Here is a 22,839-nt window from a genome sequence, read left to right as displayed (position 1 = left end):
AGTAGTTTTTTAAACTTTCTTACCACCTCAACCGCTTCGTTTTGCTGCTTCCCTCACCTCGGTGAAGTCCGCGTCAGCAGTTGAGGAGGCGCATTATAGAGACGCCAGCTTGGGAGTCAACGAGTTTCGCAAACTTTCTTTAAACGGGGGTAAAACAGCATCAATATAAGGGCGCCGTACAGCACTGCGTCGAAGTAACTCGAGCGGACCTGCCAGAAAACATGCACCCAAGCGAGCACAGCAACAAAGTAAATCAGCTTATGGACTTTCTTCCAATTTCGGCCAAGCGCACGGATCGCTTTAGCATTAGAAGTCACACCTAAGGGCAACATAAATAGCCACGCCAAAAAACCTACTATTATGTAGGGCCGCTCAGACAACTCCTCTAGCGCAATATCCCAATCCCAGCCAAACAGATAAGTAAGCACAGCTAAAAAGTGCAGGCTGGCATAAAACCACGCATACAAACCCAGCATGCGCCGAAAGCGAATCAGCTTCGGCATATTCAACCATTGCCGCAGAGGCGTAACCGCCAAGGTAACTAACAATAGTCGAATCGACCACTCACCGGTCATCAGTAATAGCGCTTTAACTGGATCAGTGCCGAGGCTCTCACTTAGCGCTGCCCAAACTATATAGATAAGGGGCAGCAAACAAAGCAGATGCAATACCGGTTTGGCCAAACGTGACCCAAGCAAGGCATCGTTCGCCATTAGTAGTTGCGCCGCAAGTTCATATCTTTATACAGACCCGCAACCTGCTCACCATAGCCATTGAACATTTGGGTTTTAATACGATTAGGGCTCAGCAAACTGCCCGGCAAGCGGCGCTCATAGCGCTGAGTCCAGCGCGGATGATCGACATCGGGATTCACGTTTGCGTAAAAACCGTATTCACTTGGCGCTATGGCCTGCCAGCTGGTCTTAGGCTTAACCGCCGTAAAACGAATTTTCACAATGGATTTAATACTCTTAAAACCGTATTTCCATGGCACCACCAGCCGGATAGGCGCGCCATTCTGATTAGGTAGAACCTTGCCATACATGCCCACACTCATAAATGCGAGCGGATGCATGGCCTCGTCGATGCGCAATCCTTCGGTGTAGGGCCAATCGATGACACTAAAAGACGAGCGCTGCCCCCGCATTTCACTGCGCCGGGACAATGTGGTGAATTCCACGTATTTAGCATTTGAGCTCGGTTCAAACATTTTTAGAAGATCCGCCAGAGGGAACCCCACCCAAGGAATAACCATCGACCACGCCTCAACGCAGCGTAATCGATAGATACGCTCCTCTAAGGTCATGAGTTTCATGATGTCTTCCAGGGGGTATTTACCAGGCTTGGCTACATCACCTTCTATTACTACCGACCAAGGGTCGGTCGTCAGCGAATCCGCATAGCGTGCGGGGTCAGACTTGTCGGTCCCAAATTCGTAATAGTTATTATAAGTACTAGCATCGGTAAACGAGGCCATCTTCTCATCGGTATAAAAAGGATTATCTGATTTAGCAACTACCGACTGGTAATTAAGCGCAGCCAGCTCGGGCTTGGTTGCGGCGACACTGGCCAGTGGCAAACCCAAGCCCGCCAGCGCAGCGCCCACACCAATGCTTTGCATAAACTGGCGACGCTGAAGATAAATGCCTTCCGGCGTAATCTCGCTACTGGGTATATCTGAAGGCGAACGGATAATCATGGCGCAAACTCCCCAAGGATTAGTTTCTCCTCTTTAGATGCGCCAGATACCGCGATGTTACAAATGGCTCACTTAAATCGGCGATAGACGGCCTGTACGGGACCAGACAGCGCGTAGATCAGGGCTGCTGCCAATAAGACCCGCGCAGGATCCACAGATACCAGACCAAAAATGAGCACAACAACGATCATCACCACAAACGGCACCCGACCACGGAAGTCGATACCTTTAAAGCTACTGTAGCGCACATTCAAAATCATCAAGATTCCGCAAACGGCCATCAAGATACCGGCAAACACCTCCAGTTCGAAATGCACACCTTTCTCTACCCAGCCTTCTTCAGCGCAAACCCATACCAAGCCTGCCATGACCGCCGCGGCGGCAGGGCTCGCCAGACCGGTAAAGTAGTTTTTATCTGCCGTGTCAATTTGGGTATTAAAGCGCGCCAAACGCAGGGCCGCGCAAGCAACATAGATAAAAGACACTGCCCAACCAAATTTACCTAAGTCGACCAGCGCCCAACTAAACACCACCAACGCCGGCGCCACACCAAAGGACACCATATCGGACAGGCTATCGTATTCTGCACCAAATTTACTTTGGGCGTTCATCAGCCGCGCAACTCGGCCATCTAAACCATCAAATATCATGGCGGCAAAAATAGCGATAGCGGCATTTTCAAAATTGCCGTGCATGCCAGAGATGATGGCGAAAAATCCGGCAAACAGTGCCGCGGTGGTAAAAAGATTGGGCAGCAAGTAAATGCCACGCTTACGCTCAGTTTTACCATTGACCGAGACTTCTTCCTCATGGTCGTCAATTAGCAGCAAGGCTTCCGTGTCAAACGGCGATTTCGGCTTGTCGTTGCCCTGTTGTTCAGTCATAGCGTTCCCGATTCGTTAAATAAGACTTATAAAAGAGAGGCATCATAAATTAAATGCGCTGACTGTACGATGACCTAGCGCAATCCCAGAACGCTTTGACCAGCGGATTACTCAATCGTTGCTGCAAGACCACCACCCCAATCTCCATCATTGGCAAAGCTGGCTCCACCGGAATCACCCGCACCCGCTCCCGCAAAAAGCTCGTTGCCAGAACCAGCTCTGGCACCACACCAATCCCCAGCCCGAGCGCCACAGTGCTAACTATCGCCTCATGACCGCTGACCTGAGCGTAAACACTGGGTTTAATTTGCATTTGCCGAAACCACTGCTCTATTAAGGTCCGCGCCACCCCCCGTTCAGGCAGTATAAAGGGCAGACTCGCCAAGATTTGCGGCGACAACACCTCCCCTGCCGCAGCGATCTGCTCATTTACCGCGCAGGGAATATTAGGCACCAACAATCGCAGCGGCGAGCGCGTTAACTCTTGATACTGCAAGCGCGGCGACAACTGCTTTGGCTTGGCGGTAATACCCAAATCCTCCCCACCCTCGGCAATCCGCTCAATGGCATCCGCCTGATCACCAGTATGCAGCTTCAATTCTATAGCAGGATAGCGCTGCCGAAACACCTCAAGAATATTACTAAGCACACTATAAGACGCCGTAACCGAACAAAATAAACCCAACTCCCCCTGCAAGGTTTCGCTGTGCACGTGCAGGCGCTGAATAATCGACTGCCAATTCACCACCGCCTGTTCAGCATAGCGCAGAAATTCCCGACCTGCGGCGGTCAACTGAACACGACGATTATCTCGCTCGAACAAGGAAACACCAACCTGCTCCTCTAAACGCATCACCGAGCGGCTTACCGCTGAAGCACTGAGATGGATGGCCTCGCCGGTGCGGCCAAAGTGCAGGGATTGGCTGAGATGGATGAAGGTTTGGAGTTCTTTGAGGTTCATTGCACGGGAGACGCTGGACGGGAGACGGTAAACGCGCAACGAACGCTAAATGCTAGACGGGAGACGGGAGACGCGCAGGCTACGCAGAACGCCTGATGGGAGACGGAAAACGCAAAAGATCGCGGACAGGCGCGTAACGCGCGCCGCTCGACTGAAACCCCGCTATATATTCGCAGCCTTAGCATCTCCCGTCTCCCATCAAGCGTATTGCGTATTATGCAACATAGCGTCAACTATATATCATTTTACGCAACATACAAGCGATGCTAAAGTGGCCGCCATTGTGGGATAGCACCTGCCCGCAGACCAATTTTACATACCTATCAGGAGAGAATCATGGGCCAGAATTACTTCAATAGCCTGCCGCTACGCCTTCAGCTACAAGAACTCGGCAAATGCCGTTTTATGGATCGCAGTGAATTCGCTGACGGCTGCGAATACCTGAAAGGCAAAAAAATTGTCATTATCGGTTGTGGTTCACAGGGCCTTAACCAAGGTCTTAACTTGCGCGACTCTGGCTTGGACGTGTCTTATACGCTCCGCGCTGAAGCTATCGCCGAAAAGCGTCAGAGCTGGAAAAATGCTACTGAGAACGGTTTTGCGGTTGGCACTTACGAAGAACTGATCCCGACTGCTGACGTTGTTATGAACCTGACGCCAGACAAGCAGCACACTCCAGTTGTTAACGCCGTTATGCCGTTAATGAAAGAAGGCGCTTGCCTAGATTATGCCCACGGCTTCAACTTGGTTGAAGAAGGCATGCAAATCCGTAAAGACATCACCGTTGTGATGATGTGCCCGAAATGCCCAGGCACTGAAGTACGCGAAGAATATAAGCGCGGCTTTGGTGTTCCAACCCTGATCGCTGTTCACCGTGAAAACGACCCTAAAGGCGAAGGCATGGCAATTGCCAAGGCACTGGCTTCTGGTACTGGCGGCGACCGCGCCGGTGTTCTGGAATCGTCACCAATTGCTGAAGTTAAGTCTGACCTCATGGGCGAGCAGACCATTCTTTGCGGCATGCTGCAAACTGGCGCGATCCTGTGCTTCGACAAAATGGTTGAGCAAGGCATCGACGCGGGCTACGCCTCTAAGCTGATTCAGTACGGTTGGGAAACAGTAACCGAAGGCCTGAAGCACGGCGGCATCACCAATATGATGGATCGTCTTAGCAACCCTGCCAAAATCAAAGCCTTTGATTTGGCCGAAGAGCTGAAAGACATCATGCGCCCGCTGTACGAAAAGCACCAAGACGACATCATCAGCGGCCACTTCTCTAAGACCATGATGGAAGATTGGGCGAACGACGACAAAAACCTGCACGCTTGGCGCGCTGCCACCGCAGAAACAGCCTTTGAAAAGACCCCTGCTGGCGATGTCGCAATCAGCGAGCAAGAGTACTACGACCACGGTATTTTGCTGGTTGCCATGTGTAAAGCCGGTGTAGAACTCGCGTTTGAGTGCATGGTTGCTGCCGGCATGGAGCCAGAGTCTGCTTACTACGAGTCGCTGCACGAAACGCCACTGATCGCTAACACGATTGCCCGCCGCAAGCTATATGAGATGAACGTTGTCATTTCAGACACCGCTGAATACGGCTGCTACCTGTTCGATCACGCTTGCCGCCCACTGCTAGCAGACTTCATGAGCAAGGTATCTACCGACATCATCGGTAAAGGGCTGAACACTAAAGACCTCGGTGTAGACAACCAAGAGCTGATCACCGTTAACGCGGCGATTCGCAACCACCCAGTTGAAGTTGTTGGCCGCAGACTGCGCGGTTACATGACTGCAATGAAGAAAATCGTTTAAAAAACGCATTTTCAGCACAGCGAAGGGGCCTCACAAGGGCCCCTTTTTTTATGCCCAATTTTGTTCAAAAATCGATCAATAAATATTGCCTAAAAAATAGACTGCGAATATGATGCGCGGCCAGTGGCATCCTGCCACTTTCCGACCGGCCGGCGCGCCCCGCACGAGGTGGCAATATGCCATTTTGCAATTCAACGATTAGCGTTATCAACCTGGGTGACGCATTCCAAATACCAGAGCTTGAAAGCGCGGCCCTTGCGCCATATGAATTCACCCGCTATCGCGACGCCTATCACGTGCCCACCGCGTCTGGCGAAGCTTGGCTGTTTCAATACGGTATTGTGGTATTTTGGGCCGTGTCCGACGACGACCAACAGCTACTCATAAAACGCGTGACACCTTATATTCTGCTGGAATCAACCAAACGCGGCCGCGAGCTATTTCAGTTCACCTTGAACGCCGAGCAGCTCAGCGTCCGCGGCGACCAAATATCGCTACCTGGCGACGACCATCTGCTCAGGTTGGCGGTATCTCACGCGCTGGCCCAGTCTACCCAGCTGATCGTGTTCGAAACCATGGTGTTGGACAATATCAAAGCCACCGCACATATACCGGCAACCCTAGCAGAAAAGGGTAAAATTCCCCTGCGGCGCAAAGAACTGGCCAAAATTCGCGGCCGCCTGTTCGCTGCCAAAAGCGATATTATTTTGCATTATGGCTTGCTCGATACCCCAGAATTTTTCTGGGAGCACCCAAACTTAGAATCAACCTATATGCAGCTCGCGCGCTATCTCGATATTAAACCGAGGGTAGACGTATTATCGCAAAAGCTGGGCACCATACACGAGCTTTTAGAAATACTGGCTGACGAGCAAAACCACAGCCACAGTGTTTTTCTAGAGTGGATCGTTATTCTGTTGATCGGCTTTGAAGTTGTGATGGCGGCTTTTCACTAGCACTAAGGCGCAATTATTCTTTAATCAAAAACTGTGCCCTCGCCATCGCAATCGGCGAGGCCTCATCCTCCTGCCACGCACAAACGCTGACATTGATCATGCGGCGACCCAGATAAACCAACTTACAACGCGAGTAGGTCTCTTGGTACTTCCCCGCACGAACATAATCCACCGAAAAATCGATGACTTTTGGGATCGCGTCACTCTCACTCTGGGTGAGCACATGAATCATGGCCGACAATTCCATAAAGCCCGCAATAGCGCCGCCGTGTATGGCTGGCAGCATGGGGTTGCCAATATTGCTCTTTTTAACTGGCAATAAAAAGCACCCGTCCTCATCGCCCATTTGCAAACCAAGGGTTTGCGCATAGGGAACAGCGTCTATCCGCGCTTGCAGCGCTACTTTATCCACGATTACCGCCCTCTATTTTAGCGGCTTGTGCCGCCCTAAACTCTCGGCGCATATCGGTAAACAGCTCAGAATCCATACGGAAAAAATTGCCAATAGCCGTGGCGATGGGCCGCTGGCGATCGCCATGATGGGCCGCTGCGCGAGCAAAGATAACACTCTCGGTAACTCGGTAAACCTCGGCGTCGGCATACACCGTTTTGCCTGGTGTCGCCGCACACATATAGTCTATGCGCAAATCAATGGTTGGGGTCATCGCCAAATCGTCTAAGGCGGTCGCCGCAGCGAAGCCGCAACAGGTGTCTAATAAGGCAGTAATCGCGCCACCGTGTATAACACCGGTGTCGGGGTCGCCAATCAATGCTTCCCGATAAGGCATCGAAACACCAACATGGTGATGCTCAACATATTCCGGACAGATCCCCAGAGTAGTGAAATGATCACCCTTATTGGCCGTCAATACCGTCTCTACAAACCGGAGTAGCTCATCTAAATCTATTGCCATTACCAACCCCAAGCAAACTGATTCACACATCATAAACTGCGGCAGGTCGGCATGTTACCCTGCGCACGCATAATAAGCGGAAAATCGGCGTTTACTTGACGGCAGCCCCTGCAAACTAGCAGCCCCAGACCCAACCAATATTATTTGGAAGGCGACCCTAAATCAGCGTTGAGCCTAGTAAATACTTAGCACCATCGCCATTAGCGCCGCATAGTGCGGTAAGACTCATAGTGATGCACGGCAAAACCCTGGTAGCTCGGGTGACTAGGGGGAAGCTGACCGTGCACCCGCTGCAACACATATTCCATATTTGCGCTGCCCTCTTCGCAAAAGGTGATCAACTCTGGCGGTATGCACATTGTTTCAACACCGAGCACCACCTGTTTGTTCTGACTAGACGCATAACGCAACTCATCATTGGCATCATTGATAATCCGCTGCTCAGTGTCGCGATAATCCATCAGCGCAACACGATCACTTGCGTCGATTATCAATTGATGCAGGGGCCGCGAATTCCCATAACGACTCACGGTAAAGCTATCCCACCACACAGGCATATCGGCAACCAATCGCAAGCCGACGACTGCCGTGCGGCTACGGGCCTCGGCCATTAAATCTAATAATTGATTTGCGACCCAATCCCGCTGTTCCGGCCACTGCGAAACTAGGTGCGCTTCTATATCCAGATGAATTGCCGTGGGCCGAGCGTCAGGGTTGCGCCGACTATACTCAATCGCCTGATCAATTAGGTTCAGCACTTCGTGATGGTTTTCACGCAGTACCCACTCAGGCTTACCAAACATAAGTTCAACCGCAATACCCCGAGAGTTAAAGGTGCGGATAAACTCCGAAAGCATATAGTGATTATTGAGCACTGGAATGCGGGCATCGATATAAGCGGTATCGAGCCCCTTATTAAGCATAAACGTTAACAGTTCTGTGCGTTTTTCAACATTAAGCACTGGGTCAGCTCGCCATACCCACAGCCCTTTCTGCGAGGCTCTGACACTCGGGCTGCTCGTCGCAGGGTTAGCCGCAACAGGGCTGTCGGCTCTTTCTTGGACATCACTGATGTCTGGCGCCGACAAGTACACCCTATCAACACCGGGCTGGCCTTTAAAATAAGGGCTGCCATTATACCCAGCAATACCCAAATGTACGCTGGTGACATTCTCAGCATTATAAGCAATGCTCACCCGATACCAGCCGCCCCCAATCCACGTGACCGCGGGACTGTGGTCGGCGCTTGCCTCCCCTACATTTCCATTGAGCAAATCGAAATAACTGCGATGAATTACGCCGCTCTTTCGGGTACCCAAATACACCCAGCGGCGACCAGTATCCTTGAAATACGCCGACAATACTTTACTACCGCTACGCTGCTCGACAGCAATATCCTGAATTCGATCGTGAGCACCACTACTAAAAGCCCGCCACGAGTAATATCTACCGCCGGGGCCGTCATCTCCGGCAATCAGCGACTCAATCTGAAATGATTTTAAATTGTTTAGTGGGGCCGCGAAAATCAGTGTAGATGACACAGAAATTATTGAAAATAATATAATTTTTTTACATATTGTTATCATAAAGTGCTTCTCCGACAGCTGCCTTCACCGCACTTTATCTTTTCACTCAAGAACATGACCTTACTAATTTCAAAGCCAATATAAAGCGGCGACAAAACCAAGAAAAACTAGGTCATGAGCATAAAAAAAGAGGACCGACAAGGCAAAAATATTTATTCATTTTATTCACAGCGTTCACTGCAAGAACGCAACACTAAGACCTTAGGAACTACTAGGCAAGTGCTAATGTGTTTTTTTATTAGCTCTGCGCTCCATATCAATTTTACACCTATGATTTATCTTAAAACTGTTACCTAACGGCGACACTTTTATATAAATTTAATAAATTACGACCAAAATAAAAAAATTAAATACATATTTAACATAAAATGTAACGCAAGCTCTGCGCACTTAAAATTCACCAAACATCACAACAACAAGAATTGAAAACTTTACATCCTTGCAGCTCTTCTATCAGGCATAAAAAAAGCCACTACCAATAATAGGTAGTGGCTTTCACGACTATCAAAACTTGCTAGGCATTCTCAACTTAACCTAGCAATCAAACTTAATGTGCGTGAGCCTCTCCCGCGCCCTGAGGATAGCGAATACTTTCTACCATATCCTGTACATCTTGCGGCGGTGCCGGTGTTAAATGGCACACCACAGCGGCCACCGCAAAGTTAACAATCATACCTAAGGTACCAATACCTTCTGGCGACACCCCAAACCACCAATTCTCAGGCACACTGGCCGCAGGATTGATGAATTTGAAATACACGATATACGTAGCGGTAAACAAGAGGCCACTAACCATGCCCGTTATTGCACCGTATTTATTCATGCGTTTATAAAAGATACCGAGGATGATGGCAGGGAAAAAGCTCGATGCCGCCAAGCCAAAGGCAAAAGCCACCACTTGGGCGACAAAGCCTGGCGGATTTATCCCCAGGTAGCCAGCGATACACACCGCCACCGCTGCCGCACTACGTGCATAACGAAGCTCCATTTTGTCCGATATATTCGGCATCAGATTTCGCTTCAGCAAATCGTGGGAGATCGACGTTGAGATAACCAGTAGCAAACCCGCCGAGGTAGACAAGGCTGCAGCAACGCCACCAGCTGCGACTAGGGCAATCACCCAAGCGGGAAGATCGGCAATCTCAGGATTGGCCAAGACCATAATATCCCGATCGATATGCATCTCGTTGCGCTCATCACCGGAGTAGAACATACGGCCATCTTCGTTTTTATCTTCCCAGCCGATTAAGCCGGTTTTCTCCCAGTTGGTCACCCACGTCGGCGCTTCACTGTACTCAGTACCCTGACTATCGGCACCGTTAATGGTGTTGATCATATTCAGCCGTGCAAAACCGGCAACCGCGGGTGCTGTGGTGTAAAGCACCGCAATAAAGATCAACGCCCAGCCCGCAGACTTACGCGCGTCTTTCACCTTAGGTACGGTAAAGAAGCGCACAATCACGTGAGGCAAACCCGCCGTACCCACCATCAATGCTGCAGTGATAAACAGCACATCAATCGTCGACTTCGTCCCACTGGTGTAGGCGGCAAACCCGAGTTCGGCCGACAAGCCATCGAGCTTGTCGAGCAGATGCACCCCCGAACCATCGGCCAAGGTCGCGCCAAAGCCAAACTGGGGAATAACATGACCCGTAATCATGATCGAGATAAAGATTGCCGGCACCAAATAGGCCATCATCAACACGCAGTATTGCGCGACCTGGGTATAGGTGATGCCCTTCATGCCACCGAGTACGGCGTAAAAGAACACAATTGCCATGCCTAGGAACACGCCAGTGGTAATGTCTACTTCAAGGAAGCGACTGAATACCACGCCAACCCCACGCATCTGCCCTGCCACATAAGTGAAAGACACAAAGATCGCGCAGATAACGGCAACGGTTCGCGCAGTTTGCGAATAGTAGCGGTCGCCAATAAAGTCCGGCACCGTAAATTTGCCAAATTTACGCAGATACGGCGCCAAACACAGCGCTAACAACACATAGCCGCCAGTCCAGCCCATTAAATAGACAGCGCCGTCGTAACCCATAAAGGAAATAAGGCCCGCCATTGATATAAACGACGCTGCACTCATCCAGTCCGCTGCCGTCGCCATGCCATTAACAATTGGGTGAACGCCGCCCCCCGCTACGTAAAATTCCTTGGTGGAGCCCGCACGGCAATAAATTGCAATACCGATATACAGCACAAAGCTGAGCCCGACTATTAAGAATGTCCAAGTTCTAATATCCATCATTCACCCCTAGTCTTCTTGGACATCGTATTTTTCATCGAGCCGATTCATTTTGTATACGTATACAAAAATCAGCACCACAAATGTGTAAATCGCCCCTTGCTGAGCAAACCAAAACCCCAATTTAAAGCCGAAAAAATGGAAGTTATTGAGTGCATCCGCAAATAGGATCCCAAAACCAAAAGACACCAAGGCCCAGATAAACAGCAAGCTGAGTAAGAGCTTTATGTTTTCTCGCCAGTAGGCTTTTGCTAGTTCTTTCGAATGAAACGCCATTGTTATTCTCCTGTTATTTTCGTCTTATACCGTCTTATACTTTTAATTAGCTCAAGCATTATAGCTAAGTCGCAAACCCACCATTCGACCTTAGTCGATTGGCAACATTTAATATTAAAACGTGTATTTAGCACTAAATTGCAGGCGATCTAGATCGCCGCTATCGTCGCCATTTACTGGCCGCTCAATCGTTTTACTGGCATGAATATATTCAACACCAAAATTCAGCGCCGCGATTGGTGCGTACACCAAATTGGCATGGGCACTTTGGTAAGACGCCGCTGTGGTATCCGCAACCGAATCGGGGTTATCAGCCGAGCTTGCCGACAGCACCAAACTACTGCGCCACTTCTGCGCCCAAAAATGCCGGTAAGCGACATAGCCACCAATGGAATCGATTAAATCAATTTCACCGCTGTCTTCAATCACGCCATCGCGATAGGTTTGCAAACCAACATAGCGCCCCAAGGCATTACCGGCATTGAGCTGCACGCGAATGTCATCGACGCCTAGCTGCCAAACACCGGCAAAACTTAGGCCATAGCCGTAAACACTGTCGTCGCCGACAACCGACTGCGCCTGACTATTGCTGAAGTTTTGCTTGTAAGCGACTTCTCGCAACAAGCCCGAAAGGCTATAGCTAAAATCGCCAGATTTGCCGTTATAGCGCAACACCATATCGGGCAGAGCATTATCATCGTAAGCACTGGCGCCGGCCGCAGAACCACTTTCGCCATACAAACCACTAGAGGGATTTTCTAGCGCAAACATCAGCGAACTAGCGCTGTTCAGGGTGTGAGTCCAGCGCACTTGCGCCTGCCGCTCAAACAAAGTGCCCACGGGACCTACAAAATCGAGGGTATCGGGCAAGCTGCCCACATTAAAAAAAGTACTCCACGTTTGCCCCGCCAGCAAAGAGCTATTGGCATCGTACTGCCAGCTCAAAAAGGCGTGACGAACTCGTGACGCAGACGAGTTGCTAATACGCTCATCGCCAATTTGGTTCACGCCAAAGTCCATTTCGATGTAGCTACCGACCGTACCAACCTCGGTTGCAGTAGTCGTTTTAAACCAAATACGCGAATGCTTGGCCTGCATATCAAGATTGGTGTCACCGGATTCGCCACCAACAGGAATCACCGATGCAACCAAAAAATCATCACCCACCCCCGCCAGTGCGCGCTCGCCGTCACTGTATTGACTGGCGATGGCGTCGAGTTTTATATAACCGCCAAAGGCGTACTCTGTTGCGCCTTGAGCCAGCACCGGCTTTGCAGAGGCCTCTTTTTTCGCAAGAGCCTGCTCTAAGCGCGCAACTCGCTGCTCTAATGTTTCGGCTGTCATTTGCTCAGCAACAACCGACAAGGGTAGCGCTGCAAAAACCAAACCGGCAATTAAGCTCGACCTCGGTGGATGGCTAATGACGGTAGCCAGAGTCAATTTTTTATTCTTAATCATAGTGAACTCACTCGTATCGGAAATGACACGAAATTTATAGGCTCACTAATCAACCCGCGGTATTAGCCATTAGTCATGTATAGACTAAAGTCTAGTCGCGCATAATTCTGTACGCTTTTCACCCTAGACCAAGGTCTAATTCTACTCCCGAGCAAATCAGGCTAATGTTTAGATAAGGCGCCTATGGCCTGCGATGCAATAATGTCAGACCGTTACCCCAAGACTTGCGTTGTGGTTTTGCCCTGTAATTCAGCGTCTTTTTGTATACACTGCTGCCAAAGCAAATTAATAAAAAAGGCGTCAGATGAACACCCAGCGATTTATCATTGCCGACGACCACCCTTTATTTCGAGCCGCGCTTAAATCTACCCTCGGCCACAGTTTTGGCGGCTGCCTTGTTACCGAGGTGGCGTCGATAGCCGAATTGCAAACCCTGCTGACCAGCAATACGAATAGCAATCTCATCTTGCTCGATTTGCATATGCCCGACGCGCAAGGCTTTAGTGGCTTGATACATCTGCAAGCTCACTACCCAGAAATTCCGGTGATGGTGATTTCGGCCAGCGAAACTCCCGAGGTGATGTGTCGCGCTATTGATCACGGCGCCGCGGGATTTTTACCCAAAAGTAGTCAAGCCGACACTATCAGCCTTGCGATCAATGCCGTTATTAGTGGCGAGCGCTGGTTGCCAGAGGGCGTTAACTACCAAGCGGGGCAAGACAGCAAAGAACAGAAAATGGCCAGCGACATCGCCAGCCTAACTCCCCAGCAATTTCGGGTGGCGACCCTGCTCGTTCAGGGCCTCTTAAACAAACAAATAGCCTATGAGCTCAATGTTACCGAAGCCACGGTAAAAGCCCACGTCACCGAAATTTTTCGCAAACTCGGTGTTCATTCGCGCACCCAAGCCGCCTTAGCCTTTGGCCAATTAGACGTCAGTTCTCAGCCGCTTAGCTAGCAGACAATTACACTAGTGACGCAGTAATAGCTGGCGCACCACCCCGCGCAAGGCGGCAGGTTTAACGGGTTTAGACAAAAACCGATAACCGGCGTCTTCGACCTGAGCGCGCACTTCTGGACTGTTGTCGGCACTGATCACCACCGCCGGTAAGTGCGTATGCCAGTGGTAATTTAAGGCCTGCAGCAAATCCAAGCCGGTTTCATCTTTATCTAAATGAAAATCGGCCAGCACAATATCTGGCGCCGCTTCCAAGCGCCACTGGCCCAGCACCTCGCCAAGGTGTGCTGCACTAAACACCCGACAGCCCCATTGGCCGAGTAGGGCCTCCATGCCGGCGCGAATACCAACCTCATTGTCGATACACAAAACACGCAGCCCCGCCAATTCTGATTCCAAATCGAGGCTTGGGCTTTGAATCAACCCTTCCTGACGCTGGCCAATAGGCAGCTCGATGGCAAACACACTGCCGCGACCTTCAGTGGAGTGAAGAGTCACAGCGTGACCGAGTAAGCCGCTGATGCGTTGCACTATCGACAAGCCCAGCCCCAAGCCCTTTTCAGAATCGTTGTGAGCCGCACTGGGCGCGCGTTCAAACTCATCAAAGACCCGCTGCTGATCCCGCTCAGAGATGCCAGGTCCCGTGTCCCACACCTGAATAACAATATTGTCGCCACGGCGCCGACACCCCAGCAACACCCCTCCGGAGCGGGTGTAGCGCAGGGCATTGGCCAGAAAGTTCTGCACCACTCGACGCAATAGCTGCCGGTCGCTATACACCCACACATCTGAAGGCCGATAACGCATCGCCAAGCCATTTTGCTCGGCGATGAGGCCACACTCGCGGGCAAGAGGCTCAAGGATGTCGCGCACGCAAAAGTCGCGGCGATCAAGCTTGAGGTTGCCAGAGTCCAGTCGGGCAATCTCGCGCAGCGAGGTAATTAAGTTTTCCGCCCCCACAAGAGCCGAATCGATATGCCCAACATCGGCGGCCATTTCAGTGCCTTTAGTGCGGTGAGCCAAGGCCGCGGTAAACAGGCGCGCAGCACTTATCGGCTGCAATAAATCGTGACTCGCCGCCGCAAGAAAACGGCTTTTACTGGCGTAAACCGTGTTTAATTCCCGCTCGATTTTTGCGCGGGCTTGATTCTCGTTAGCCAGTGAATCATTGGCCTGCGCCAATGCCGAGGTTCGTTCAATAACCCGCTGCTCCAATTGTTGTTTAGCCTCGTCCAAGGCATTGAACATGCGCCGATATTCACTAATATCAGTGTAGGTGGTGACATAGCCGCCCCGCGCCATAGGCGTGCCGCAAATTTCGATCACCGTGCCATTGGGTAACACCCGTTCAATTCGATACGGCTTGCCATTACTTAATAAATCCAAGCGCCGCGCAATCGCGCCGTCCACATCGGAGTCGGCATTTTGCAGATAACCGCGCTCTGCATTGAACTGGTAAACCTTGGCAATGGGGCAGCCGATATAGAGTAGCCGCTCGGGAAAACCGAATAACTCGATATAGCGGCTATTCCACGCCACCAAATCTAAATTGGCATCGACTACGCTAATACCCTGCGGCACCGTCTCTAAGGTAATTTGCAGCAAGTCTTGGCCAAACTGCAATTGCTTGGAGCTGTCGCCAATTAAAAGTACGAACTCATCGAGCTGCAAAGGCTTTTTACGCTGCAATAAGTCCAAGGTGCGGTGCGCCGACACCGCACCAACAATCGCCGCCAAGGCGGCTTCAACATCTTTTACTACAAAGCGCGGCACCGGATCATTCGGCAATAAGCGCTGCCCTACTCGCTGTTCAAAGCGCTGCCACAACTGCTGGCTACGGGTACGGCCGAGTAGCGGGGTGAGCATGCGCTGCAACTGCCAGCTCTCAATTTTTGTTAGTTCAAAATCAGCTTTTTGATAACCCCGCCCCAAACTCAGCTGAGTGAAAGCCCGCGCTTGCCGCAATTCGATAACCCGAAACCGGCTCAACACCGACACCAACACTAGGCTCAGGCAGTTAAGTAATAAGCTAAAGAACACGCCATGAGTAAGCGGATCGAGAAAATCAATACCCAGCAAGGCCTGCGGGCGCAGCCACGCCAGCTCAAATAAGCCCTGCGCTAATAGCGGATGACCGTGCCCCAACAAAGCGGGAAGTAACAGGCAATAGAACCACAGCGTGCCACCAACAAATAGGCCGGTGATAACCCCCCGCGAATGCGCTCGCGGCCAATACAGAGCCGCAATAATAGCAGGTAGTAATTGCGCCGCCGCCGCAAACGACAGCAAGCCTAAAGACGCCAACCCCCCGCGATTACTTAATTGCTGTTCTAATAACCACGCCGCCAGCAGCACCGCCGCTATTGCGCCGCGCCGCACCGTTTGCAGCCAGCGAGCGTTAATGCTGTGTGCACGATTAAAATACTGCCAAAGCGGTACCATCCACTCATTGCAAATCATCACCGACAAGGTCACACAGGCAACAATCACCATCCCTGTCGCCGCCGACAGTCCCCCCAACAACGCGATAATTGCAAAGCTAGTGCTACCCGCCGCCAGTGGCGCCGACACCACAAACATATCTGCGCCGCCACCGTCTTGCGCCACACCCTCTAACAGCGATTGCCCCAGCAGCGCCACAGGCGCAATTAACACACAAAACAAACCCAGATAAACAGGAAAGATCCAACGCGCACTGCGCATATCGCGGCGGCTGTGATGCTCGACAATCATGACGTGAAACTGACGCGGCAAACACACTATCGCCGCCGCCGCTAACACCAACTGGGTAATGAAATTAACTGGCTCAGGCCAAGTCGCCAAGTTTCCGTAATCTATCGCTAAACCACGTTCGCTGGCCGAAAATAGCACGCTTAGCGCAAATACCCCCACCGCAACAAACGCCGCAAGCTTCACTAGCGACTCCACCGCGATCGCCGCCATCAAGCCCCGATGGCGGTGGCGCTTGTCGACGACTCGGGTGCCAAAGGCCACGGTAAACACCACTAAAATAAGCGCCGCTATAAAACTGGTATTACTGTGGTTGGCCGCCAAACTGGGTTGCCACAACTGCTGTACGGTTAACCACGCTTGAGTCACCGCTTTTAACTGTAAGGCTATATAAGGAAGACTGCCCGCCACAGCAATAAAGGTCACCAAGGCGGCAAGGAATTGATGTTTGCCGTAACGCGAGCCGATAAAATCAGCAATCGATGTCACCCTATTGCGGGTACTCACCACCGACAAACGACGAATAAACGGCCACGCCAACACAAACAATAAAATTGGCCCCAAGTAGATCGGCACAAAAGACCAGCCGTCGTTAACCGCTTGGCCAACCGCGCCAAAGAAAGTCCACGAGCTGCAATACACGGCCAGCGACAAACTGAAAATCAAGGCGCGCAATGCAGGCGGCCGCTGGGTGTGACGATCTGCCCACCACGCAATTACAAATAAACAACCAACGTAAATAAACGCCAGTAACACCAGCCACTGATTTTCTTGCACCTGCCCTCACCACACCGAAAGTCGGCAATTTTTATAATCTTCCCTAGTCTAGCCCAGTGCTGGGCCAGCAGTATTGGACAATAGTCGACATTCGCAGCAACTCGGTGAATTAGCTGCGTAAACTCAGCCCGCCTACGGCAACCAAGTCCCGCCAATGGTGAGATTTACAGTATTAAGCCTTTCCCTAGCGGCCACTGATGCGTAACATTCGCACTCCGGAAATCAAGGCCTTTTGCCGCTGGCAAGCCCTGAACTCACCCAACACTTCAAGCCGTACCTAAAATTTATGTCTACTATTTTTATTGCTGGCCAACGCTGGATTAGTAACCCTGAACCCGATCTTGGTTTGGGTATTATTCTAGAAGCCCAAAACCGTCGTGTTGTTATCGCTTTTCCCGCCGCCGAAGAAGAGCGCACCTACGCCGCCGCCGCAGCGCCGCTGTCGCGGGTTCTGTTTCAAGTAGGCGATGATATTGACGTGCCAGGTCAGGGCCGGCTGGTGGTTAAGGAGCAGCAAGAGAACAGTGGCTGCATCGTGTATTTTGCCGAAGACGAAAATGGCGACATCCACCCTGTACCCGAACAAATTCTGAGCGCCAACATCAAGCTCAGTAATGCCAAAGAACGTTTACTGGCCGGCCAAGTAGAACACCACCGCCGCTTTGAACTGCGCGCCGCGACTCTAGAACAACAAAATACCTGCAAGGCCGCCAGCACCCTTGGCCTACTTGGCCCTCGCGTGCAATTGCTTCCCCACCAGCTTTATATCGCCGCCGAAGTTGCCAGCCGCGCCGCGCCGCGGGTATTGCTGGCCGACGAAGTTGGCTTGGGCAAAACCATTGAAGCTGGGCTTATCATTCACCAGCTGCTGCTCTTGGAGCGCGCCAAGCGGGTGCTGATTCTGCTACCCGACAGCCTCGTACACCAGTGGCTGGTGGAAATGCTGCGCCGCTTTAATCTTAAATTCAGTATTTTCAATGAAGCCCGCTGTCGGCAGGTAGACCAATACGAAGATGATCCAAGCAGCATTTTCTTTGACGAAGAAGAATCCAAAGAAAAAGAAGAAAATCCTTTTGAAGACGCCCAGCTGGTTATTTGCCCACTGAGCTGGATTAGCGGCCACGAGCGCCGTCAAGGCCAGCTTATGGAAGCGGGCTGGGACATGCTAGTGGTTGACGAAGCCCACCACCTGCACTGGCAGGAAGACGGCAGTAGCTCTGCAGAATATCAATTAGTTGAGCGCCTGAGCGCCGAAATACCCAGCGTATTGCTGCTCACCGCGACACCAGAGAACGCCGGAATCGACGGCCATTTTGCCCGTTTGCGACTGCTCGACCCAGCGCGCTACCCCAGCCTTGACGCTTTTCGCGCCGAACAAAGCCAGTACGAGGGCATTAGCGAGCTGATCCAAGGCTTGCTCGACCACCCCAGCGAGTCGTTGGCAGACTCGAACTTCACCGCCAAACTCAGCGAATTACTTGAACCGGCGCAACTCGCCGCACTGGCGACTAAGCCCGACGCCACGCTTATCGAAAAAGTAGTTCGCGACTTACTCGACCGCTTTGGTACTGGCCGCATGTTGTTCCGCAACACACGCGCCTCAGTGGGCGGCTTCCCCCAGCGGGTATTGCACGAACACCCTCTGGATGCACCCGCCGAATACCAAGCGGCACTCGCCCTCGTCGACGAAGAATCGGCCCTGCACCCCGAGCTACTGCTCGGCGACACGTGGATTAAGCTCGACCCCCGCGTGGCTTGGGTAGAACGGTTTTTACTGCAACACCCCGACGAAAAAGTCCTGCTCATTTGCAGCACCATGAACACCGCACGCGACTTAGAGTTGCAGCTGCGCGTGCGGCGCGGCATTGCCAGCGCGGTATTCGTTGAAGAGCTCAGCCTTATTGAGCGCGACCGCGCCGCGGCGTATTTTGCCGACCCCGAAGACGGCGCCCAAGTGCTCATCTGTTCCGAGATTGGCAGCGAAGGCCGCAATTTCCAGTTTGCCCAGCACTTGGTATTGTTCGACCTCCCGCTGAACCCCGACCTGCTCGAGCAGCGCATTGGCCGCTTGGACCGTATCGGCCAACTCGGCGACGTCAATCTTCATGTGCCTTACTACCAAGACAGCGGCCAAGAAAAACTGCTGAGCTGGTACCGTGACGCGCTGGCTATTTTTAGCCAGCCCTGCACCGTTGGCAACGCGCTCATGCTCGAATTTGGTGGCGAGCTTCTCGCTGCGCTAGGCGGCAAACAAAATACGTCCGCGTTTGACGATCTCATTAGCCGCGCCTCGGTTAAAGCAGAAGAGTTAGCGCTTAGCCTGCGCAATGGTCGCAACCGCTTGCTCGAACTGAACTCCTGCAACCCCGCCCGCGCTGCCGAGTTAATCACTTCGTTAGAAAGTGAGCAGCGCAGCGACAGCCTCGCCGAGTATGTTGGCATTCTCTCTGATCAGTTTGGTTTAGTTCACGAAGACCACAGCGACAACGCCGTTATTTTACGGCCTGGCGATCACATGATTACCGAGGCCTTTCCGCACCTGCCAGAAGACGGCATTACCGGCACCTTCGACCGCGACCGCGCGCTCAGCCGCGAAGACATGGCCTACTTCAGCTGGGAACACCCACTGATCAGCGGCGGCATGGACTTAATTATGTCTAGCGACTTTGGCAGCACCACTGTGTGCACCATCGCCGTTAAGGGCTTAAAAGCCGGCACGTTGCTATTAGAAGCCTTCTTCAGCCCCAGCCTACAAGCGCCACCGTGGCTGCAACTGCATCGCTATTTACCCGCCCAGAGTTTCCGCTTGGTAATCGACCACCAGCAGCGCAACCTCACCGCCAATGTTGCTCACAAAAAATTAAATCAGTTGGCGCAGGGCATTAAAAAGACCGTGATGCCAGCCTTGTTGCGAGAAGTGCGCAGCAGTCTAACCAGCATGATTCCGCACGTTGAGAGCTTGGCCGAAACCGCTACCAAAGAATGGGTGAGCACCGCACTAGCGCAATACCAAAGTGACCGCAGCGCCGAGCGCCAACGTCTGCAGGCGCTAATGAGCCGCAACCCGCACATCAGCCCCGCAGAGCTAGAAAGCTTTGACGCAGAGACCCTGCTGGGCAAAGATGCCCTAGGCAATATGCAGCTCAATATGTCGGCATTACGCCTCGCTATTGTTAGCCAATAAACGCTCGCTTAATAAAAGCCGGAGAAAATATGTATTTGTTTTCCATTAACGCCACCGCCAAAACCACCCACGGTGAATTCACCGAGGGCGAACAAGCGCCGTTTATCGTATATATAGACTTTAAAGACATGTTCGGCGCCGAAAACCTCGCCAAACTATTCGTTATGGCCGAAGGCTTCACCAAGGTAGAAATTGAAAAGCGCAAACTCATCGACAACGCCCATATTCCAGACAACCCAGCGCTGGCCAAAGACCCGCAGATTTTAGAGGCACTGGCTAAAGGCTATTGTGTGCAGGCGTTTAACGCGCATTGATTATTTGCGCGATGCTGGACGGAAGATGGGAGACGCAAAGGCAGGTCCTCGCGTTCGCAAGGACGACAAAAATGTAGCACGGTGCATTTAAGGCATATTGCTCGACTCCAAGCCCTTATCTGCTCACACTCCAAACTCCGTCATACCCGACTCCGATCGGGTATCGCAATAAACACAGCAAATACCCGCAAAGCCATCGGCATGGCGCCGATGCGCTATCCGTGTCAAAATCCGACAATACCCAAACGAGAGGTTTCCCCAATGAATCTCCAAAAAATTGAAGACGAGGCACTCCACCTGCCCAAGGAAGAGCGAACCAAGCTGATACAACGCTTAGTCTTAAGCTTGGACTCGCCCTCCGAGAGCGAACTCAGATCCGACTGGTTGCATGAGGCTCAACGACGAGCAGCCGAACTCGATAATGGCTCAGTGCAAGCGGTGCCAAGTGAAGAAGTAATGAGAAAGGCTAGAACCCTTATCAAATGAACTACGCTTTTCACCCAGCAGCGGAAGCCGAGTTTCTCGAATCTGTGGGATATTACGAATCTAAGCTTACGGGATTAGGCCGTGCCTTGATAGATGAATTTGAGGCCTTGACGAAAGTCATTGGAGAATCACCAAAAGCTTGGCAAATTGAGCTTAAGCCCGATATTCGCAGAATCCCGCTTCGCCGATACCCACTATCAATTATTTATCGTGAAATGGAGGCTGGCTTTCAGATTCTCGCCATATCCCACCACCGGCGTCGCCCGCTGTATTGGTTAGAGCGGCTTTAATAAGTTGCTGCACCGGAACTACACCTTAAATATAAAAAAGGGACAGATTTATTTTAAATTCCAATAAAAGCGACTTGCCGATTGTGGCCACGCTGCGCGATAAGATGCAGCAGACTTAGTGCAGTAACTCTGGTTCGGCTGGGCGTCCTTGCCTTCTTTCAATTACTGTTACCTGCAAAAATAAATCCGTCCTCATTTCACTTGGGCGAGAAATGTAAACGTCCAGCAAGATAGTGTTCAGAATATTGAAACCAATACTCTGACGAATGTTAATCCTTTTTATTTTCAGATTGACTCATGATTTTTCTTGTATAACGTCCGTGGAATAAGTACGAGCGTGCTGGTCGACGCGTTTGCTAGCACTTTACACCTTGAAACTTTGTTGTGGGTTACCGCAATCCAATACATGAAAGCCGATAGTTTCATTGTCTAGTCTCTTGTGGTCGACCACTGGACGAACTTTAAATATAACACCTTCAATATCCGCCAGCTTCTGCATTTTAGACCGTATTTGATCATCCCACGTTACACTAAACCGCTCACCATCAGAAATGATGCTGCCACGATGCGCAGAAAATGCCACCATATCTAAGCGACCAATAATATTGAGTGTTGTTGGCAGCTCTTCTTTTTGTTTTCCGACGATGTTTCGTTGGTCAGGGGTAAATCTAAATTCGTCACTGGCGCTATTAATATCTATAAATTCCACTGACTTACCATCGATCTGAGATAGCAAGCCATTTACAGGTGATCTAGTTACTTGGGCCGCCCATAATATTTTGGGGTCGTTAATGAGAATAGTGCCCGTATTTTCATCGTAAGACACATTTGTATTGGTTATCTTAGAACCAACATTAAAGCTATTAGAAATATTTATATTTATAGGCAACCCTTTCTCAATACATTCAGATGCCTTCTCTCTGAGCTTTACAGCATCTCTGAGCAACGTAACAATAACTTTAGACAGGGCTGCTCCACCGTCTGCGGCGAAGGCAGCGATGTACTCTCTATGCTCAAGAGCAAAATTGATGAGTAATTCAATTGAACCCTGATTTATACGAACATCGTAATCAAGCTGACTTTTGAGATCAGGAGAAACCTGCTTTTTACCAAGCTGTACGGCGACGAGCCGATCTAGGATTTTTCTATAATTGGTTATAAGGGCTTCTAGAGTACGTAGTGAATAGCCCCTATCACTGTAGACACTCCGCATGGTAAAAATTAACCATCGGAGGAAGTATGAATCAACGTCGTAAATTTACTGAAGACTTTAAGCAAGAGGCAGCCGCTCAAGTCATTG

Annotated in this window: 19 protein-coding genes; 7 read left to right on the top strand and 12 right to left on the bottom strand. The window is 51.1% G+C overall.

Translation table 11 applies throughout. The features are described 5' to 3' along the window. Positions 1–116 precede the first annotated feature (116 nt). The 4 genes from msrQ to ilvY all read right to left on the bottom strand — a co-directional run bounded on the left by msrQ (position 117) and on the right by ilvY (position 3,544). Positions 117–713, bottom strand: coding sequence for a protein-methionine-sulfoxide reductase heme-binding subunit MsrQ (msrQ, locus tag AB4876_RS18645; protein ID WP_368383204.1), 597 nt, complete (start codon positions 711–713; stop codon positions 117–119). Next, positions 713–1,699 (bottom strand): protein-methionine-sulfoxide reductase catalytic subunit MsrP, encoded by a 987-nt coding sequence (gene msrP, locus AB4876_RS18640; RefSeq protein WP_368383203.1) that lies wholly within the window; start codon positions 1,697–1,699, stop codon positions 713–715. The genes msrQ and msrP overlap by 1 nt, the downstream gene beginning before the upstream one ends. Positions 1,700–1,767: 68 nt before the next feature. After that, positions 1,768–2,583 (bottom strand): CDP-diacylglycerol--serine O-phosphatidyltransferase, encoded by an 816-nt coding sequence (gene pssA / locus AB4876_RS18635; protein WP_368383202.1) that lies wholly within the window; start codon positions 2,581–2,583, stop codon positions 1,768–1,770. A 49-nt stretch (positions 2,584–2,632) separates the two neighbouring features. Next, on the bottom strand, positions 2,633–3,544 hold the full coding sequence (gene ilvY, locus AB4876_RS18630) for an HTH-type transcriptional activator IlvY (protein ID WP_368383201.1): 912 nt from the start codon (positions 3,542–3,544) through the stop codon (positions 2,633–2,635). Between the two features lie 336 nt (positions 3,545–3,880). On the opposite strand from ilvY, the gene ilvC reads away from it, so the two are divergent. Both ilvC and AB4876_RS18620 read left to right on the top strand, forming a co-directional pair. Beyond that, entirely contained in the window at positions 3,881–5,356 is a 1,476-nt protein-coding gene (gene ilvC / locus AB4876_RS18625; RefSeq protein ID WP_368383200.1) for a ketol-acid reductoisomerase, read from the top strand. Between the two features lie 176 nt (positions 5,357–5,532). After that, positions 5,533–6,312, top strand: a complete 780-nt coding sequence (locus tag AB4876_RS18620; protein ID WP_368383199.1) for an RMD1 family protein — start codon at positions 5,533–5,535, stop codon at positions 6,310–6,312. A gap of 13 nt (positions 6,313–6,325) precedes the next feature. Here AB4876_RS18620 and AB4876_RS18615 read toward each other — a convergent pair whose 3' ends face one another. The 6 genes from AB4876_RS18615 to AB4876_RS18590 all read right to left on the bottom strand — a co-directional run bounded on the left by AB4876_RS18615 (position 6,326) and on the right by AB4876_RS18590 (position 12,800). Next, entirely contained in the window at positions 6,326–6,724 is a 399-nt protein-coding gene (locus AB4876_RS18615) for a PaaI family thioesterase (RefSeq protein WP_368383198.1), read from the bottom strand. Then, positions 6,717–7,226, bottom strand: a complete 510-nt coding sequence (locus AB4876_RS18610; RefSeq protein WP_368383197.1) for a PaaI family thioesterase — start codon at positions 7,224–7,226, stop codon at positions 6,717–6,719. The genes AB4876_RS18615 and AB4876_RS18610 overlap by 8 nt, the downstream gene beginning before the upstream one ends. Before the next feature lie 200 nt (positions 7,227–7,426). Continuing rightward, the gene (locus AB4876_RS18605; protein ID WP_368383196.1) at positions 7,427–8,812 is read right to left on the bottom strand and encodes a phage head spike fiber domain-containing protein; all 1,386 of its coding nucleotides are present in this window, start codon (positions 8,810–8,812) and stop codon (positions 7,427–7,429) included. A gap of 547 nt (positions 8,813–9,359) precedes the next feature. Beyond that, positions 9,360–11,066, bottom strand: a complete 1,707-nt coding sequence (locus AB4876_RS18600) for a sodium:solute symporter family protein (RefSeq protein WP_368383195.1) — start codon at positions 11,064–11,066, stop codon at positions 9,360–9,362. A gap of 9 nt (positions 11,067–11,075) precedes the next feature. Continuing rightward, positions 11,076–11,342 (bottom strand): DUF4212 domain-containing protein, encoded by a 267-nt coding sequence (locus tag AB4876_RS18595; protein WP_301029977.1) that lies wholly within the window; start codon positions 11,340–11,342, stop codon positions 11,076–11,078. 114 nt (positions 11,343–11,456) lie between these two features. Continuing rightward, a complete protein-coding gene (locus AB4876_RS18590) occupies positions 11,457–12,800 on the bottom strand; it encodes a DcaP family trimeric outer membrane transporter (protein WP_368383194.1) in 1,344 nt (447 codons plus the stop codon). Positions 12,801–13,104: 304 nt separating this feature from the next. On the opposite strand from AB4876_RS18590, the gene AB4876_RS18585 reads away from it, so the two are divergent. After that, entirely contained in the window at positions 13,105–13,758 is a 654-nt protein-coding gene (locus AB4876_RS18585; protein ID WP_368383193.1) for a LuxR C-terminal-related transcriptional regulator, read from the top strand. Between the two features lie 12 nt (positions 13,759–13,770). Here the strand turns inward: AB4876_RS18585 and AB4876_RS18580 are convergent, their stop codons facing one another. Next, positions 13,771–17,265 carry a hybrid sensor histidine kinase/response regulator gene (locus tag AB4876_RS18580; protein WP_368383192.1) on the bottom strand — a complete coding sequence of 1,165 codons (3,495 nt, stop codon included), beginning with the start codon at positions 17,263–17,265 and terminating at the stop codon, positions 13,771–13,773. 286 nt (positions 17,266–17,551) lie between these two features. Between AB4876_RS18580 and rapA the strand changes: the two genes are divergently transcribed. From rapA to AB4876_RS18560, 4 genes are all read left to right on the top strand, one after another. After that, on the top strand, positions 17,552–20,449 hold the full coding sequence (gene rapA, locus AB4876_RS18575) for an RNA polymerase-associated protein RapA (RefSeq protein WP_368383191.1): 2,898 nt from the start codon (positions 17,552–17,554) through the stop codon (positions 20,447–20,449). A 29-nt stretch (positions 20,450–20,478) separates the two neighbouring features. Further along, the gene (locus AB4876_RS18570; protein ID WP_368383190.1) at positions 20,479–20,763 is read left to right on the top strand and encodes a hypothetical protein; all 285 of its coding nucleotides are present in this window, start codon (positions 20,479–20,481) and stop codon (positions 20,761–20,763) included. 261 nt (positions 20,764–21,024) lie between these two features. After that, a complete protein-coding gene (locus AB4876_RS18565; protein WP_368383189.1) occupies positions 21,025–21,249 on the top strand; it encodes an addiction module protein in 225 nt (74 codons plus the stop codon). Further along, on the top strand, positions 21,246–21,539 hold the full coding sequence (locus AB4876_RS18560; RefSeq protein WP_368383188.1) for a type II toxin-antitoxin system RelE/ParE family toxin: 294 nt from the start codon (positions 21,246–21,248) through the stop codon (positions 21,537–21,539). Before AB4876_RS18565 ends, AB4876_RS18560 begins: the two co-directional genes overlap by 4 nt. Before the next feature lie 364 nt (positions 21,540–21,903). Here AB4876_RS18560 and AB4876_RS18555 read toward each other — a convergent pair whose 3' ends face one another. Then, positions 21,904–22,752, bottom strand: coding sequence for a hypothetical protein (locus AB4876_RS18555; protein WP_368383187.1), 849 nt, complete (start codon positions 22,750–22,752; stop codon positions 21,904–21,906). Positions 22,753–22,839: the final 87 nt, after the last annotated feature.

This window comes from Zhongshania guokunii, assembly GCF_040892635.1.
Taxonomy (GTDB): Bacteria; Pseudomonadota; Gammaproteobacteria; order Pseudomonadales; family Spongiibacteraceae; genus Spongiibacter; species Spongiibacter guokunii.
This window is presented reverse-complemented; position numbering and strand designations above follow the sequence as displayed.